At 34.2% G+C, this 16,569-nt stretch carries 17 protein-coding genes and 1 tRNA gene; 3 read left to right on the forward strand and 15 right to left on the reverse strand.

Annotated features, from left to right (window positions below; all coding sequences use genetic code 11):
- Positions 1-3 precede the first annotated feature (3 nt).
- Genes BMX64_RS03000 through BMX64_RS03005 form a run of 3 tightly spaced genes read right to left on the reverse strand, consistent with a single transcriptional unit; the run spans position 4 to position 1,450 of the window.
- Positions 4-468: a 6-pyruvoyl trahydropterin synthase family protein gene (locus BMX64_RS03000; RefSeq protein ID WP_091166192.1), complete on the reverse strand. Its 465-nt coding sequence runs from the start codon at positions 466-468 to the stop codon at positions 4-6.
- A 34-nt stretch (positions 469-502) separates the two neighbouring features.
- Positions 503-676, reverse strand: coding sequence for a hypothetical protein (locus tag BMX64_RS15650; protein ID WP_167543016.1), 174 nt, complete (start codon positions 674-676; stop codon positions 503-505).
- Between the two features lie 6 nt (positions 677-682).
- Complete coding sequence (locus BMX64_RS03005) at positions 683-1,450, reverse strand: enoyl-CoA hydratase/isomerase family protein (protein ID WP_091166193.1); 768 nt, start codon at positions 1,448-1,450, stop codon at positions 683-685.
- 126 nt (positions 1,451-1,576) lie between these two features.
- On the opposite strand from BMX64_RS03005, the gene BMX64_RS03010 reads away from it, so the two are divergent.
- Positions 1,577-1,650: transfer RNA gene (locus tag BMX64_RS03010), tRNA-Ala, on the forward strand.
- Positions 1,651-1,713: 63 nt separating this feature from the next.
- Here BMX64_RS03010 and BMX64_RS03015 read toward each other — a convergent pair.
- From BMX64_RS03015 to BMX64_RS03025, 3 genes are read right to left on the reverse strand one after another with little or no spacing between them, the layout of a single operon-like run.
- Complete coding sequence (locus tag BMX64_RS03015) at positions 1,714-2,661, reverse strand: lipid A deacylase LpxR family protein (protein WP_091166195.1); 948 nt, start codon at positions 2,659-2,661, stop codon at positions 1,714-1,716.
- Entirely contained in the window at positions 2,662-3,402 is a 741-nt protein-coding gene (gene mtgA, locus BMX64_RS03020) for a monofunctional biosynthetic peptidoglycan transglycosylase (protein WP_091166196.1), read from the reverse strand. It abuts the gene before it with no gap.
- Positions 3,402-4,514, reverse strand: a complete 1,113-nt coding sequence (locus BMX64_RS03025) for an NAD(P)/FAD-dependent oxidoreductase (RefSeq protein WP_091166198.1) — start codon at positions 4,512-4,514, stop codon at positions 3,402-3,404. The genes mtgA and BMX64_RS03025 overlap by 1 nt, the downstream gene beginning before the upstream one ends.
- A 237-nt stretch (positions 4,515-4,751) precedes the next feature.
- Between BMX64_RS03025 and BMX64_RS03030 the strand changes: the two genes are divergently transcribed.
- Together BMX64_RS03030 and BMX64_RS03035 are read left to right on the forward strand one after the other, a co-directional pair.
- On the forward strand, positions 4,752-6,653 hold the full coding sequence (locus BMX64_RS03030) for a S9 family peptidase (RefSeq protein WP_091166200.1): 1,902 nt from the start codon (positions 4,752-4,754) through the stop codon (positions 6,651-6,653).
- Positions 6,654-6,767: 114 nt separating this feature from the next.
- On the forward strand, positions 6,768-9,200 hold the full coding sequence (locus BMX64_RS03035) for an ATP-binding response regulator (protein ID WP_091166203.1): 2,433 nt from the start codon (positions 6,768-6,770) through the stop codon (positions 9,198-9,200).
- Here the strand turns inward: BMX64_RS03035 and BMX64_RS03040 are convergent.
- The 9 genes from BMX64_RS03040 to pdxA form a co-directional block, all read right to left on the reverse strand.
- On the reverse strand, positions 9,197-10,528 hold the full coding sequence (locus BMX64_RS03040; protein ID WP_091166540.1) for a sigma-54-dependent transcriptional regulator: 1,332 nt from the start codon (positions 10,526-10,528) through the stop codon (positions 9,197-9,199). The two genes, BMX64_RS03035 and BMX64_RS03040, sit on opposite strands and share 4 nt — an antisense overlap.
- 120 nt (positions 10,529-10,648) lie before the next feature.
- Entirely contained in the window at positions 10,649-10,945 is a 297-nt protein-coding gene (locus tag BMX64_RS03045; RefSeq protein ID WP_091166206.1) for a hypothetical protein, read from the reverse strand.
- Positions 10,946-10,977: 32 nt separating this feature from the next.
- Positions 10,978-11,274, reverse strand: a complete 297-nt coding sequence (locus BMX64_RS03050; protein ID WP_091166541.1) for a hypothetical protein — start codon at positions 11,272-11,274, stop codon at positions 10,978-10,980.
- 262 nt (positions 11,275-11,536) lie between these two features.
- Complete coding sequence (gene accC, locus BMX64_RS03055) at positions 11,537-12,883, reverse strand: acetyl-CoA carboxylase biotin carboxylase subunit (RefSeq protein WP_091166208.1); 1,347 nt, start codon at positions 12,881-12,883, stop codon at positions 11,537-11,539.
- 84 nt (positions 12,884-12,967) lie between these two features.
- Complete coding sequence (accB, locus tag BMX64_RS03060) at positions 12,968-13,447, reverse strand: acetyl-CoA carboxylase biotin carboxyl carrier protein (RefSeq protein WP_091166210.1); 480 nt, start codon at positions 13,445-13,447, stop codon at positions 12,968-12,970.
- Positions 13,448-13,470: 23 nt separating this feature from the next.
- Positions 13,471-14,469, reverse strand: coding sequence for a beta-ketoacyl-ACP synthase III (locus BMX64_RS03065; protein WP_091166213.1), 999 nt, complete (start codon positions 14,467-14,469; stop codon positions 13,471-13,473).
- A 173-nt stretch (positions 14,470-14,642) separates the two neighbouring features.
- On the reverse strand, positions 14,643-14,837 hold the full coding sequence (gene rpmF, locus BMX64_RS03070; RefSeq protein WP_007137315.1) for a 50S ribosomal protein L32: 195 nt from the start codon (positions 14,835-14,837) through the stop codon (positions 14,643-14,645).
- Positions 14,838-14,846: 9 nt separating this feature from the next.
- Positions 14,847-15,389: a YceD family protein gene (locus tag BMX64_RS03075; RefSeq protein ID WP_091166216.1), complete on the reverse strand. Its 543-nt coding sequence runs from the start codon at positions 15,387-15,389 to the stop codon at positions 14,847-14,849.
- Between the two features lie 85 nt (positions 15,390-15,474).
- Positions 15,475-16,524: a 4-hydroxythreonine-4-phosphate dehydrogenase PdxA gene (gene pdxA, locus BMX64_RS03080; protein ID WP_091166219.1), complete on the reverse strand. Its 1,050-nt coding sequence runs from the start codon at positions 16,522-16,524 to the stop codon at positions 15,475-15,477.
- Between the last annotated feature and the right edge of the window lie 45 nt (positions 16,525-16,569).

Raw genomic sequence — 16,569 nt, forward strand, 5'->3', positions numbered from 1 at the left:
AAGTTACAGTATGGATTTCATATTATCACTAGCAAACCATTCTGCAAAAGAAGATTCGGTTTCTTGTAATTTTAGGGAAAAAAGAGTGATTCCTTCTGGTAATCGGCTGATGATTCTTTGAGAAAAATCTACTACCATATTTTCACTAGTTGGTTGGTAATCTACCAAAATAACGTGGTGTCCGCGGGTCATTAATTCATTTGCCAATTCGATATGCGGCGTTGTTCCGTTGAAAACTGTCGCATGGTCAAATTGATCTACAATTTCTTCTTTTACAATTTTCTTTAAATCCGTGAAGTCAATCACCATTCCAAATTTAACATTGGAACGATCTGTAATTGGAGTTCCAATTACCGTTACTGACAATTTATAACTATGTCCGTGAACATTTTTACATTTCCCGTCATAACCATATAAGGCGTGTCCGGTTTCGAAACTAAATTGTTTTGTAATTCTGATATTGCTCATCGGAGTTTTTATTTTAATGCAAATTTAGTAATAATTATAGGTCTTTGTCTCTTTTTTTTGCACTGGTATACATCCAGTAAGCCAACGCAAGTAAAACAACAAAAGGAATAAAGGATCCAATAACAATCCCTATTTGATAACTGCTGTCTGTTGCATTTTTCAGTTTTTCTTCTATGTTTACTCGTTGAACAAGCATTAGAATTTTCATAATGAATTATTTTTTAAATTGTAATAACGCTTTTTTGGTAAAATCAGATAACACCAATCTTCCAGAAATAGAGGCTCTCTCTAACAAAAGTGTTTTCCATTCTTGGGTTCCATCCCATAACACTTTTTTCATTTCGGCTAATGCTTCAGGATTATAACTGGATAATTTAGCGCTAAAATCAGCTATTGCGGTATCCAGCGCTTCGATAGTTTCAAATGTATTGGCATACAATCCTTTGGCTGCTGCCCAATCAGCAGTTTTCCATTCGTGGGCTGCGAGCGTCATTTCGGCCATTGCCGTTTTTCCAATTTTCTTTGAAACGACTGGTTCTATTACAAAGGGACCAATTCCGATCGCTAATTCTGATAATTTTATTGAAGCATTTTTTGTAGCCAATGTATAATCACAAGCGGAAGCAATTCCTACGCCACCACCAACTGCTTTTCCGTGAATGCGCCCCACGATAAGCTTGGAACACAAACGCATGGCATTAATTAAATGGGCAAATCCAGAAAAAAACTCGGTTCCTTCTGATTCATTGGAAACAGCCAAAAGTTCATCAAATGAAGCACCTGCACAAAAAGCACCTGAGCCTTCACTTTGTATAACAATCACCGAAACAGTTGGATCGGCACTTAAATTATTAAACTCAGTAGTGAGTCGGTCTAATAATTCTCTGGGAAAAGAATTACTTGAAGGATGACCAAATATAACGGTTGCGATTTTATTGTCGATAGTTGTAACGAGCGAACCTATTGAGTTTTCTGATGGCATAGTAGTGATTTTGATGTAAAGTTAAAAAAAGTAAAGGAGGATTTGACTTTTTTTAAAATAGAATGAATTTGTATTTTTGAAATTTGCTTTTTGGAAAATTTATATGTTATATTTGCGACCAAGTTTGGGGGATTAGCTCATTTGGCTAGAGTGCTTGCCTGGCAGGCAAGAGGTGACCGGTTCGAATCCGGTATTCTCCACAAAAAACCGTAAAATCTTTTAAGTAAGAGTTTACGGTTTTTTTTATTTCTTAGTTCACAGTTCTATTTAAACAAATAAGCAATAGCTATTGAACCATAAAAATAGCCTGTGACCAAATCATTCTTCAACTCTTTTCCTCTGTAAATAAAGGCATACGATAAATTAAGATTGTTTTTTCGGTATTTTATCCCTGATTCTGCATTAAAACGAAATGGAATTAAATCATACGTTATCGGGCTGGAATCATTAAAAAGACTTCCCTGTATTGTAGCATCATACAATTGATAATTTATACCGGGAACGATGTAAAAATACAACTCGCTATCATTTTGCTGAGAATTAGCAAGAACAGAACCTCCATAAAGATTAGAATCATAAACAGGCAGTACTTTTTTTATACTGATTCTAGTCAAAAACCCTGCAGAAACTCCCGTAAAAATAGTTCCTAAATCTGCTTTTGATTGAAAATGAAAATCTACATTCTGTTTGTTTTGTTTGACAAATAACTTCTTAGAAAATAAAAAATTAGTTTGAAGGGCTACCGCATTTTTAATTTGGTACTGCCAGCCCTGAACTGATTTATAATTAAAAATTGCGTGAAATTCCTTTTGCATTTCTTCAGCAAATGAATTAACACCAATGAAACCAAGCTGAACCGCAACCTTGAATACCGATTCATTTTGATAAAAACTGGTTCTCCCCGCTTCAGCAAAAAGATAACCAGCGAACGGCCGATCATTTAATCTTGCATCATTTGCTTTAATAGTTCTGGGATTATAAATATATTGGCCTATTCGAAATTCCAATATATTTTTATTTATTGCTTCCTGATCATTTTTTACTAGAAACCTATAGAAAAACTCTAACCCATTGGTATAATACTTGTCATTCTTGGAAGAGGTATATAAATCATTATCCGTAATGAGACCTATCTCATTCATTTTATTTTGGCCAAAAGTAAAGGCGGAGAACATAATTAGAATACTACAAAGGGTTTTCCTAAATAGCATCTAATAATTAATTTTTCCAACAGTTCGCATCACGCGCATAATTTTAGCTTTTCGTCTGTTGATATACGAAGAAGAACTGGTTGCCGAATATTTTCTAGGATTGGGTAATATCGCAGCAATTCCAGCTGCCTGCATCGGTGTAAGACTCGATGCATCTTTTCGGTACCAATGTTTTGCGGCTGCTTGCGCTCCATAAACACCATTCCCCATTTCGATACTATTCAAGTACACTTCCATGATGCGTTCTTTACCCCAAATAATTTCAATCAGAACGGTGAAATAGGCTTCAAGTCCTTTTCTTAAATAACTTCGACCTTGCCAAAGAAATACATTCTTGGCTGTTTGTTGCGATATGGTACTTCCCCCTTTTATTCTTCGACCTCTTTCATTGCTTTTATATGCTTTTTGCATCGCAACAAAATCAAAACCGTTGTGTTTCAGGAACGTTCCGTCTTCACTGGCAATTACGGCTTTTTGAAGATTCATCGATATATTCTCAATTGGTTCCCAGTTGTGGCTAAAAAAAACTTCTTTCCCGGCAGCTTTGTTTTCAATCGCCCGAATCACCATTAATGGTGTAAATGGAACCGGAACAAATTTAAAAAGTACTACAAAAAATAAAGAAAGTCCGAAGAACCATAACAATACTTTGAATAAAAAATGAGTTAGTTTGCTCATAAAAGAGGTCGGTTCTTTTTTAACGGGTTGTCTTGATTTTCTTGGTGTTATTTTCGTTGCCATTATACTAAATCTGCTAATTCTGTTCCAATTAAACTTCCTATTGCTACTCCCATTCCACCCAATCGTACGCCACAATAGACATTATCGGACAGTTGTGAAACAATGGGATTCTTACTGTTGCCAATACCCATAATCCCGCTCCAACGGTGTGCAATCTGGAAATCCTGATTCGGCAAAATTACTTCTTTTAATAATTGTTCCAATTTTTTTTGGACGATTTCTGTTTGTCCAAATTCGGTTGTGTTCTCCGTCTCAAAATCCAGGTTTCTTCCGCCACCCAATAATATTCTGTCGCCAATATTCCTGAAATAATAATACCCTCTATCCAAGTGAAAAGTTCCTTTTATATCTAAGTTTTTAATAGGCTCCGTGATTAAAACTTGCGCTCTGGCCGGCTTAACAGCTCCAGTTGTCAATGTATTTGCAAAGCCATTCGTAGCAAACAATATTTTTTTAGTACTAAAACTGAAATCCCCAAGTGCCACTTCCACTCCATTTCCCTTATCGAAATAAGAAGTAACGGTTTGCTGGTTTAGAATTAAAATATTTTTAGAAACAGCTTCTTTCAACAACGCCTGCATCATATTTCCGGTATCAATTTGTGCTTCAAAGGGATTGAAAACTAAATATTCTTGTATCCCATTAAACCCAAAACGATCTACTTCTTTGGCAAAAACATCCGCTTTAAAAAGTGGTCTTAAAATTTCATTGATGAACGGTAATTTCCCGACACATTCACTGTAACAACTTTCATCGTCTTTTAAAAACAACTCATATCCGCCATACGGTTTGAAATCTATCGTGTCATCACCGAGTCTTTTTCGCAACAATTGCAATCCTTTCCAACGTTTTTGCACCAGTTGAATCACTTCCTCTTCAGAATGGGATTTTAAATCGTCTATAATTTCTGAAAGACTTCCGAAACACGCAAAACCGGCATTTTTAGTACTTGCGCCTTGCGGCAACATTCCTTTTTCCAGGACTAGAATTTTGCTTTCCGGGAATCTTTCGCGCAAGCGTAATGCAGCATGCAAGCCCACAATACCGCTTCCTACGATGGTATAATCGACATCCGTAAACCAATTTTTCAACTCCCAATAGCTCAAATCCATGTTTAAATATTTTTCATAAAATTAATAATTTTTTGGATTTATTCTCAATTTATTTCAGGAGCTAATCCCGCTATCCGTTTCAATCTTTCTAGTCCTGAACTTGTTTCAGAATCCTGAAACAAGTTCAGGACTAGAAAGGATTTCCACTTTTATCGGGGCTAAAAAGCAAGTGTTAAAAACGAAAAAACATCAATTTAAATTGGCTAATTTTAGCATTCGAAAAAATCAATTATCACAATGAAAAAAATACTGTTTATACCCTTACTAATGATTAGTTTAACTGCTATGGCACAAAATGTAATGACTCCGGAACTGCTCTGGAAATTAGGAAGAGTAACTCCTTTAGGCATTTCCAAAGATGGAAAAAATGTAGTTTATAAAGTTACCACTCCTTCGGTCCAAGAAAACAAATCGGACTCAAAATTCTATAGTTTGTCCGTAAATGGTGGAAATCCAACCGAAGTAAAAGATACTAAAGAATTATTAAAAGATAAAAATGTTTCTCCGGACGGGAAATATATCGTTTATAATGATGAAGTAAAAATCGAAAAAGTTCACGGAAAAGATTTTTATCCGGAACTGGAAAAATCAGACGTTCAAATCTATGACGGCTTAAATTACCGCCATTGGGACACTTGGAACGAAGGCAAATACAATCATGTTTTTTACAAACAAAACAAAGAAGGCGCAGTGGGAATTGACATTATGAAAGGCGAAAATTTTGACAGTCCACAAAAACCTTTTGGCGGAGACGAAGATTATATTTGGTCGCAAGACAGCAAAAGCATCTTGTACGTTAGCAAGAAAAAAGCAGGAACCGATTATGCTGTTTCTACCAACACCAATATTTTCGAGTACAATCTGGAAACAGGAAAAACCAGCAATAGAACCGAGGAAAACCTAGGATATGATACCGCTCCACAATTTTCTCCAACTGGAAATTTGACTTGGTTGCAAATGAAACGTGACGGTTATGAAGCTGATAAAAACGACCTGATGGTGAGTTTCAAAGGAATGAAAATGAACTTAACGGGGAATTGGGACGGAACAGTTGATCATTTCATTTGGAGTCCTGACGGGAAAAAAATCTATTTTGTGGCGCCAATAGACGGAACCAAACAATTGTTTGAAGTTAATTTTCCAGGTCTGACCAAGATAGCAATCAGCGTTCGCCAAATAACTACTGGAGAATTTGATGTCAATGATTTAGTTGGTTTCTCAGGCGATAACATCATCGTAACGAAAACCGACATGAATCATGCTGCGGAAATTTTTTCATATAATTTAAACAAAAATACTTGGAAACAACTTTCCAATGTTAATTCGGCAACCTATAATTCTTTGGCGCTTAGCAAAACAGAAAGAAGATATGTAACAACTACGGATGGCAAAAAAATGTTGGTTTGGGTCGTTCTTCCGCCTAATTTTGATGCTTCAAAAAAATACCCAACGCTTTTATATTGTCAAGGTGGACCACAATCTGCATTGACACAATTTTATTCTTACCGATGGAATTTGCAGTTGATGGCTGCCAACGGCTATATTGTCGTGGCTCCAAACCGACGCGGAATGCCGGGTCATGGTGTAGAATGGAATGAGCAAATCAGCAAAGACTGGGGCGGGCAAGTAATTGACGATTACCTATCAGCGATTGATGATGTGGCAAAGGAAAAATATGTTGACACCAGCCGTTTAGGATGCGTTGGCGCCAGTTACGGAGGATATTCCGTTTTCTATTTAGCGGGAATTCACAACAACCGATTCAAAACGTTCATTGCCCACGATGGCGTTTTTAATACCCAAAGCATGTTTGGAACTACTGAGGAAGTTTTCTTTAGCAACTGGGATTTTGGTGGTGCGTATTGGGAGAAAGACAATGCTGTAGCTCAAAAAACGTACACGACATTCAACCCAATGACTTTAGTGGAAAAATGGAACAAACCTATTTTAATTATTCAAGGCGGAAAAGATTTCCGTGTACCAATAGGACAAGGTCAAGAAGCGTTCCAAGCAGCTCAATTGCGTGGCATAAAAAGCAGATTCTTGTATTTTCCAGAAGAAAACCACTGGGTGTTGAAACCACAAAATGCTCAGGTTTGGCAAGGTGAATTTTTCAAATGGCTTAAAGAAACCTTGTAGATTCGAACTTATAAAAGAAATTAAACCTCACTTTTCCGTGAGGTTTTTTTGTTCCCTTCAAAATATTTTGAATATCTTAACTTTAAAGCCTTATCTAATTTTTATCTTTGAAAAATGGACAATAAAAAAAGTTATATTCCGATAAAAGTTTTCATTAGTTATCTGGTGCTAGCTTTACTTTTTGCAAGTGTGGGCTGGTTTTTATACTCCGAAAGCAACGTTTTTTCAGAAACTGAAAGTAAGTTTGTTAAAGAAAATAGCAAAATTTTAAAAGTAAGTAATTTACTTTCTAAAATATATAAAACAGAAAGTTTAGCCCGAATAACCATTCAGTCTAATTCTGAAAAAGATTTCAAGAATTATATTTCTAAAACAGATTCCTTAAAATTAGATATTGATTCTTTAAAATTATTGGTCACAACTCCCTATCAGATTACTTTATTGGATAGTGTGAAATTTTTATTATCTAAAAAAACTCAAAATATAAAGCAACTTAAAGCCATAAAAAACAAGACCAATGATGAAGCTGCAGTAAAAAATGCAATTGAGGATTTAACCAAGATAGAATCTTCGTTACGAAAGCTCCAATTGGAAGATTTTGTAAAATACCCCTCAGAAATGGGAGAATATCAACGAAATGTACTTAAAAAGTACGTCTCCTATTTAAATCAAAACATTCCTGATGACAGTACGAATACGTTAAGTAAAAAAGCTACTGATTCAATTTTAATGGCTTCCAAAACATTGTTGAATCAAGTGAAGAAAGAGACCGAAAAAAAGAAAATATTATTGAATTTTGAAGAAAATAAATTACTTAAAAATGAAATTTCCATATCGGAACAATTAAGAAAAATCTTAAATATCGTAGAAAGTGAGATTATTCGAAATACAACCAAAAATAATCTAGACCGAGAAAATTCATTAAAAAAAACAAATCGAATCGTAACTATAGCTGCGGCGATAGGATCATTGTCAACATTATTATTTTTAGTGTTAATTTTAAATGATTTTTCAAAAACTCAATCCTATAAAAGACAACTTGAGGCAGCGAACACCAAAACCAAAACACTTCTTAAAAATAGAGAGCAACTTATTTCCACGGTAAGCCACGACTTAAAAACCCCTTTAAGTACAATCTTAGGCTACACCGAACTTTTGGGCAATTCAATCTTGAATCCAAAGCAAGAACATTTCACAAAAAACATCAAAAATTCTTCAGAATATATCTCGAAATTAGTTCAGGATTTACTTGATTTTACTCAAATTGAGGCTGGAAAAATAGTTGTTGAAAAAATCCCTTTCTCTTTATATGATATTATTCATGAAATAGGTGACAGCATACAATCGGTTTATATTCAAAAACCAATACAACTTGACATCAAAATTGATCCTAATCTAAAACAAAAAATCATAGGCGACCCGTTCAGGCTGAAACAAATATTGTCTAATATCATAGGAAATGCGTTCAAATTTACAGAAAAAGGATTCATAAAAATTGAAGTTACGGTTAATCCTAAAACCGATAGAATATGCATCCGTATTGAGGATTCTGGCATTGGAATAGCAGAAAAAAATCAGCAATTAATTTTTGAGGAATTTACACAAGCCGATGAAAATATTGAAAAAAAATATGGAGGAACGGGTTTAGGACTTACCATCTCTAAAAAAATAACCGCTATTTTAGGAGGTGAATTGAGTTTAAAAAGTGAATTAGGCAAAGGAAGCATTTTTGAAATTCAAATTCCACTAATTTTTGACGATACGCTATCCAAAAAAGAAATCTTTATCAATCCTTCAAAAGAGAAATTTACAGCAGTGATCATTGATGATGATGAGAGTTTGTTGAAGTTAACAACCGAAGTTTTAAAACAGCATCAGTATACTGTTTTTCCGTTTAATAATGCCTCTGATGCGATTACTGCACTACCAAATATTAATTTTGATTTCATAATTACTGATATTCAAATGCCTGTTGTAGATGGTTTCTTATTTTTAGCAAAACTAAAAAAATCAACAGAAATAAATTATAAAAACCAGCCAATTATTGCAGTAACGGGAAGAAATGATTTAGATATAGAAAATTACAAAAAAGCGGGGTTCACAACCGTGGTCAGAAAACCATTTTCTCCAAAAGGATTGCTCAAAACCATCAAAGCATTTTTGAACAATACGGAAATCCCTGTTGAATCAGACTTGAAAACTGACTCTAAACAAACAAACAAACCATATTCGCTAAAAGCGTTGAAATCATTTTTATCCGATGAAGATGAGGCTTTAAAAGAGGTTTTATTAACCTTTATGACAAGCACAAAGGAGAGTTTACAATTTTTAGAACAAGCAATCTTAGAGGATAACTTTCTTGAAATTAAAAATAGTGCTCATAAAATGAACCCAATGTTTAAGCAAATCAAGGCTTCTCATATTAGTACAATTCTAGATCAATTAGAGTTAGAAGATCATACAATCCAAAACATAAATATTATTTTTACGGATTTAAAAAACAAGATTACGATTCTTTTTACACTTCTGGAAAAGGAAATAAACTAATTGATATCGTATAATTTTAATTTATTATACAATGTTTTTCTGTTGATTTTAAGCAATTTTGCTGCTTCAGTTTTATTATTATTCGTTTTATTTAAAGCCTCAAGAATAGTGTCTTTTTCATTTTCAGACAATGAAAAATCATTTGTTGTTGTAGGTTCATTTTGAAAAAATTCTACTGGAAGTGTCGCTTTTTCAATAAAATCTCCTTGTGATAAAAGCGTGGCTCTTTTGATACAATTTTGAAGTTCCCTAAGATTTCCCGGCCATCTGTAGTTTTGAAAAATAGTCATGACTTCAGAAGAAAATCCGATGACATTTTTGTTCAATTCTTGATTTGATTTTTCAAGAAAAAAAGCTGAAAAAAGCATTAAATCCTCATTTCGTTCCACTAATGAAGGAGAATGAATGGAGAATTCATTGATTCGGTGGTATAAATCTTCCCTAAAATCTCCTTTTTTTACTGCTTCGCGCAAATCTTCATTTGTTGCGGTAATAATCCTAATATCAACATCGATTTCTTTATTACTGCCAACGGGTTTTATTTTTCTTTCTTGCAAAGCTCGTAAAAGCTGGATTTGATTTTCATAAGAAAGATTCCCTATTTCATCCAGAAAAATAGTTCCACCATTTGCCGCTTCAAAAAAACCGATTTTATCTTGGATTGCTCCAGTAAAAGATCCTTTTAGATGTCCAAAAAACTCACTCGCTGCTAATTCTTTTGGAATGGAACCACAGTCAACAGCAATGAAATTAGTGTTTTTTCTGGAACTGTTTTCATGAATACTTTTTGCAATGACTTCTTTTCCAGTTCCACTTTCGCCAATAATTAAAACTGACATGTTTGTTGGACTGACTAATTGGATGTATTCAGCAAGCTTTTGGGACGCTTGAGAAATACCTTTAACAAATTCGTCAGTAATTTTTTTAACTTCCTGTTTTTTATTTTTAGACGTAGAAACTGTATTATCAGATATTTGTAGCGCACCAGTAATAACCAATAAAACTTCCTCAGGATTAAATGGTTTTGAAATGTAATCCGCAGCACCGTTTTTTATAGCCTTTACAGCTGTACTCACATCCGAATATCCCGTCATTAGTATTACAGGAACATTTGGGTGAGTTGATTTTATTTCTGACATAAGTACAATCCCATCAGAATCGGGAAGCCTTAAATCCGTGATAATTAAATCGAATTCGTTACTTTTAATCTTGGATTTTGCTTCTGCGGCTGAAAATGTTGCCGTTACATCATAGGATTTTTTTATTAGAAATTTTTCTAATAATCTACAAAAAGCGACATCGTCTTCAATCAATAAAATCTTAGCCATTAACATTGTTTAACTTTAGGGCTAAAATAAAGTTATTAAATTTGTATTCTCATAATTTTTTGCAAAAAAAAGAGACTGTTAAAAAACAATCTCTTTTAAAAAATAAAAAATTTCCCTAAATTATTTATTTATCCAGTTTCCTTCGGCATCTGCATAAACAGTAGCTTTCTGGTCTCCAACTGTGATTTCTAATTTATATTCTTTCTTTGCATTAACAGAGGCTTTTACAAGTGTAGCGTCCGGCTTAGCGGTTTTCAATGCTGCTTTCACCGCTTCAGGAATTGCTTCTGTCTGTACTTCGGAATATTCTTCTTGCATTAAGACAGATTGAGTAACTATATTGCTTACCGGAATAATAGTTGCATAAGTTGATAAACTTCCTAAAACGATTGCTGCTGATACCATTAACTTTTTCATCTTATTTACTTTTATTTATTATTATTTTATAATTATTTTTGAATCCATTTTCCATTTGCATCTGCAAAAAGATTTCCTTTTTTATCGCCAACAGTGATATCTAATTTATATTCTTTGTTAGCATTAATATATGCTTTATCAAGTATTGCATCTGGATAAGCTGTTTTTAATGCTGCTTTTATAGCCTCTGGTACTTCTTCTAATTTTACCTCTGTATATTCTTCTTGAATAGATTGTGATGTGGTAACGGAGTTAGTTGTAGGAAGTGTAGTTGCGTATGTAGAGAAACTTCCTAAAACGATTGCTGCTGATAAGATTAACTTTTTCATAATATTTATTTTTAAATTATTCATTTGTTATTGTTGTTTAAGATAAAGTAATAATTGTACCAGTTTTTAACAAGAACCTAAAAGACCTGTAATAGACTAAAAAATAGAGTATTAATATTTGAGCCCGTTGTTTTAAGATGGGAAAAGTGGGTAACATTTTGAGAAAAACGGGTAATTTTTACACACTTTACCCCAGTATCAAAATTAGAATAAACAAAAAAACCCTGCATCGCTGCAAGGTTTTTACTTAAATAAAGTATTTTTATTCCGGATCGTTCATTTTGAAAGTATCCATGAATGCGGTAGTATATTCACCCGCAATATAACGAGGATCATCCATTAATTGTCTATGGAAAGGAATAGTTGTTTTTATTCCTTCGATTACAAATTCATCTAAGGCTCTTCTCATTTTACTAATTGCTTCCTCGCGAGATTGAGCTGTAGTAATAAGTTTTGCAATCATTGAATCATAATTTGGCGGAATAGTGTACCCTGAATATACATGAGTATCTAAACGAACTCCATGTCCACCAGGCATATGCAATGTTGTGATTTTTCCTGGAGACGGACGGAAATCATTATAAGGATCTTCCGCATTAATACGGCATTCAATAGCATGCAATTGAGGCAAATAATTTTTCCCTGAAATAGCAACCCCTGCGGCTACAAGAATTTGTTCACGAATTAAATCATAATCAATTACTTGTTCTGTAATAGGATGCTCTACTTGAATACGAGTATTCATTTCCATGAAGTAGAAATTACGGTGTTTGTCCACCAAAAACTCTACAGTTCCAGCACCTTCATATTTAATATATTCAGCTGCTTTTACAGCTGCTTCACCCATTTTAGTACGCAATTCATCTGTCATAAATGGTGAAGGCGTTTCTTCAGTCAATTTTTGATGACGTCTTTGTACCGAGCAGTCTCTTTCAGAAAGATGACACGCTTTTCCATAAGAATCGCCTATAACCTGAATTTCAATATGACGAGGCTCTTCAATTAATTTCTCCAAATACATTCCGTCATTCCCAAAAGCAGCTGCGGATTCCTGACGTGCACCTTCCCATGCTTTTAACAATTCATCTTCTTTCCAAACGGCACGCATCCCTTTTCCACCACCACCAGCAGTTGCTTTAAGCATTACTGGATAACCAAAATCTCTTGATAATTGCAAGGCTTGATCATACGATTCTAAGATACCTACTGAACCCGGAACACAAGGAACTCCTGCTTCAATCATGGTTGATTTTGCAGAGGCTTTGTCTCCCATTCTATCAATCATCTCTGGAGATGCTCCAATAAATTTGATCCCATGTTCCTGACAAATTTTTGAAAATTTAGAATTTTCAGAAAGGAATCCGTATCCTGGATGTATTGCATCTGCGTTTGTAATTTCGGCAGCGGCAATAATATTTGACATTTTTAAATAGGATAAGTTGCTTGGAGGAGGTCCTATACAAACCGCTTCGTCAGCAAACTTTACATGAAGACTTTCGGCATCAGCAGTAGAATAAACAGCTACTGTTTTTATGCCCATTTCCTTGCACGTTCTAATTACGCGTAACGCAATTTCCCCTCTATTTGCAATTAATATTTTTTTAAACATCTTATTTTATATTTTAAATTTAAAATTCCAATAGTCAAAACTCAATTTGGAATTGGAATTTTGACTATTGGAATCTCAAAAATATTATGACGGATCTACTAAGAATAAAGGTTGGTCAAATTCAACTGGTGACATATCATCAACCAGTACTTTCACAATTTTACCAGAAACTTCAGATTCAATTTCATTAAATAATTTCATGGCTTCAATTACACAAAGAACATCCCCCTTAGAAATTGTTTTACCTACTTCAACAAACATCGGTTTATCTGGAGATGGTTTTCTATAAAAAGTTCCAATAATTGGAGATTTTATAGTGATATAATGAGCGTTTTCTACTGCTGGAACTTCTGGAGCAACTACGGCCGGGGCAATTTGTTGCGGAGCTACTGCTTGTTGAAGTGCACCTTGAGCAGGCATTTGTTGTACATAAGTGGTTTCTGTCACATTCCCTTCCAGTGTTGTTCTGATGGTGATTTTCACATCATCCATCTCTAATTTAACTTCTGCAACTCCTGAATTTGCTACAAACTTGATTAGATTTTGAATTTCTTTTAAATCCATAATTATTTGTTTTTAGTTTAAATTTATTTTTTATCGTATGCCCATTTTAGATAAATAGATCCCCAAGTGAATCCACCTCCAAAAGCAGCCAAAATTATCGTATCTCCTTTTTTGAATAAATGTTCAAAATCACTAAGCACTAATGGTAAAGTAGCAGAAGTTGTGTTTCCGTATTTTTCGATATTCATTAATACTTTAGAATCTTCTAAATTCATTCTATTAGCAGTAGCATCAATAATACGTTTATTGGCTTGATGAGGAACCAACCAATCTACATCTTCATTCGTCAAATTATTTCTTTTCAAAATTAATTCGCTTGAATCTGCCATGTTGGTCACTGCATATTTAAACACTGTTTTTCCGTCTTGAATAATATTATGTCTATTTTCTTTTACGGTTTCTAAAGATGTAGGATTAATGGATCCACCAGCATCAATTTTCAAAAAATCTCTACCGATACCATCACTACGCAAGTACTCATCCTGCAGTCCCAATCCTTCGTAATTAGGTTCAAATAATACTGCACCAGCACCATCTCCAAAAATAATACAGGTTGATCTGTCTGTATAATCTACGATTGAAGACATTTTATCAGCACCGATCAACAGTACTTTCTTATATCTTCCTGATTCTATATAAGCAGCGGCAGTTGACATTCCAAATAAGAAACTGGAACAAGCTGCTTGCAAATCATAAGCAAAAGCATTAGTAGCACCTATTTCAGTTGCAACATACACACCCGTTGAGGCTACCGGCATATCTGGAGTAGCAGTTGCCATTATCAACAAATCTATTTCAAGAGGATCAATATTAGCTTTTGCTAATAAATTTTGTGCAGCTTTAATGGCCAAAAAAGAAGTTCCTTTCCCTTCTTCTTTAAGAATTCTTCTTTCTTTTATTCCTGTGCGAGAGGTTATCCACTCATCATTGGTATCAACCATTGCTTCAAGAGCTTTGTTCGTTAGTACAAAGTCCGGAACATAAGCTCCAACAGCGGTTATTGCGGCTGTAATTGTATTCATTGTATGCGATTATTTCTTGTCAAATGATACCATTTGAAAATTTTTTAAAAGACTTGAAAATTACAAAAAAAAAATTCATTTCCATTGATTAAGAGCTTCTTATTTAACGAAAATGATAAACAACAAAAAAACTCTCACGATGTGAGAGTTCGAATATCATTTACTAAAATGTATTAAGCAACCGCTACAGATTTATCTATAACAACTTGCCCTCTGTAGTACATTTTACCTTCATGCCAATACGCTCTATGGTATAAATGCGCTTCTCCAGTGATTGGACAAGTAGCAATTTGAGCTACAGTAGCTTTATAATGTGTTCTTCTTTTATCTCTTCTTGTTTTGGAGATTTTTCTCTTAGGATGTGCCATTTTACTATATTATTTATCCGTTAATAGTTGCTTTAATTTGTCCCAACGCGGGTCAATATTTTCTTCTTCTTTAATTTCTTCTTTTTCTTCCTTTACTATGAGTTCATTTAACTTAGTTAAGGCTTCTGTCTTTAAACTTCCGTCTTTCACGCCTGGATGAACTCGTCTTAGAGGAACTGACAACACTATCATTTCATAGATGTATTGTGCAATATCTATTTCAAACTCTCCATGAGGTAAAATTAACAATTCCTCATTTTCATTATTAAATTCCTCCCCAAAACGAACGATTAACTTCATTTGACCTTTAATAGGCAAATCAAAATCTTCACTTGTGAGATCACAAGGCACATTTACAATACCTTTATGCTTAAAACTCAACTCTAGCAGCGTGCTTTTTTTCTCTAAAACTACATTTACTTTGATATTTGAATCTTGATATTCATTATAATCAAAGATTTCAAAGAACGCATTACTTATTTGATACTCAAAATGATGTTTCCCTAGCTTTAATCCTACGAAAGGAATTAAATATTCTTTTCTATTCTTCATTTCAACAACAATTTGCCCCTAAACTTCGGGAGTGCAAAGATATAAAATTATTGCAAATCTAATAATGTTATTCACTTTTTTTTGTTCACAACTGTTTTTCTTTTGTTTTCAATGGTTTCTCACTGATTTCAGCATATTGATTTCTCGAATGATAAATATCAATTGCAAGATAAACAGCCTCTTTAAAAGAGTTGAAATCCGCTATCCCCTTTCCTGCAATATCATAAGCAGTGCCATGATCCGGCGACGTTCTTATTTTATTCAGACCGGCCGTATAATTCACGCCATTTCCAAAAGAAAGTGTTTTAAAAGGAATTAATCCCTGATCGTGATAAGTAGCTATAATCGCATCATATTTTTCATATTGGTTACTTCCAAAAAAACCATCGGCAGCAAAAGGCCCAAAAACTAAAGTTCCTTTATCAAATATCTTTTTCAGTGCTGGCTTTATTATTAAATCATCTTCAGTCCCGATAACCCCGCCGTCGCCACAATGTGGATTCAATCCCAAAACCGCAATTTTAGGCTTATTGATACTAAAATCCTGAATCAATGATTGCTTAACTGTTTCGATTTTCTTCCTGATTAATTCCTCAGTAAGATGCGCAACCACTTCGTTTAAAGGTATATGATCGGTCAATAATCCAACTCTTAAATTATCCTGAACCATTAACATTAAGGCATTCCCAGCTAATTCCTGATCTAAATAATCTGTATGCCCGGGGAATTTAAATTCATCCGATTGTATGTTGTATTTATTTATTGGTGCAGTCACCAGCACATCTACAAGACCATCTTTCAAGGCCTTGGTTGCCGCAACAAATGACCGTATAGCATACTCTCCGGCCTTCGAATCACTTACACCAAAATTCAAATCCACTCCTTCCTTCCAAAGATTTAAAACATTAATCTTCCCCGGAACAACTTGATCCAACTTATCAATCCCATGCAATAATGAAGTCGATTGAAAACCTTTTTTCACAAAAGACAGCAACTTTACATTAGCGAAGATAACAGGAGTACACAACTCCAGCATACGAGAATCCTCGAATGTTTTTAAAATAACCTCGCTTCCAATACCGTTTAAATCTCCTATAGAAATTCCGACGATTATATTTTCTGCCTTTTTCATAATAATCTAACGTTATTTATTGCTAATTTTGAAGTGCAAATTTAGTAA

The sequence above is a fragment of the Flavobacterium sinopsychrotolerans genome (assembly GCF_900110375.1).
In the GTDB taxonomy this organism is placed as follows: domain Bacteria; phylum Bacteroidota; class Bacteroidia; order Flavobacteriales; family Flavobacteriaceae; genus Flavobacterium; species Flavobacterium sinopsychrotolerans.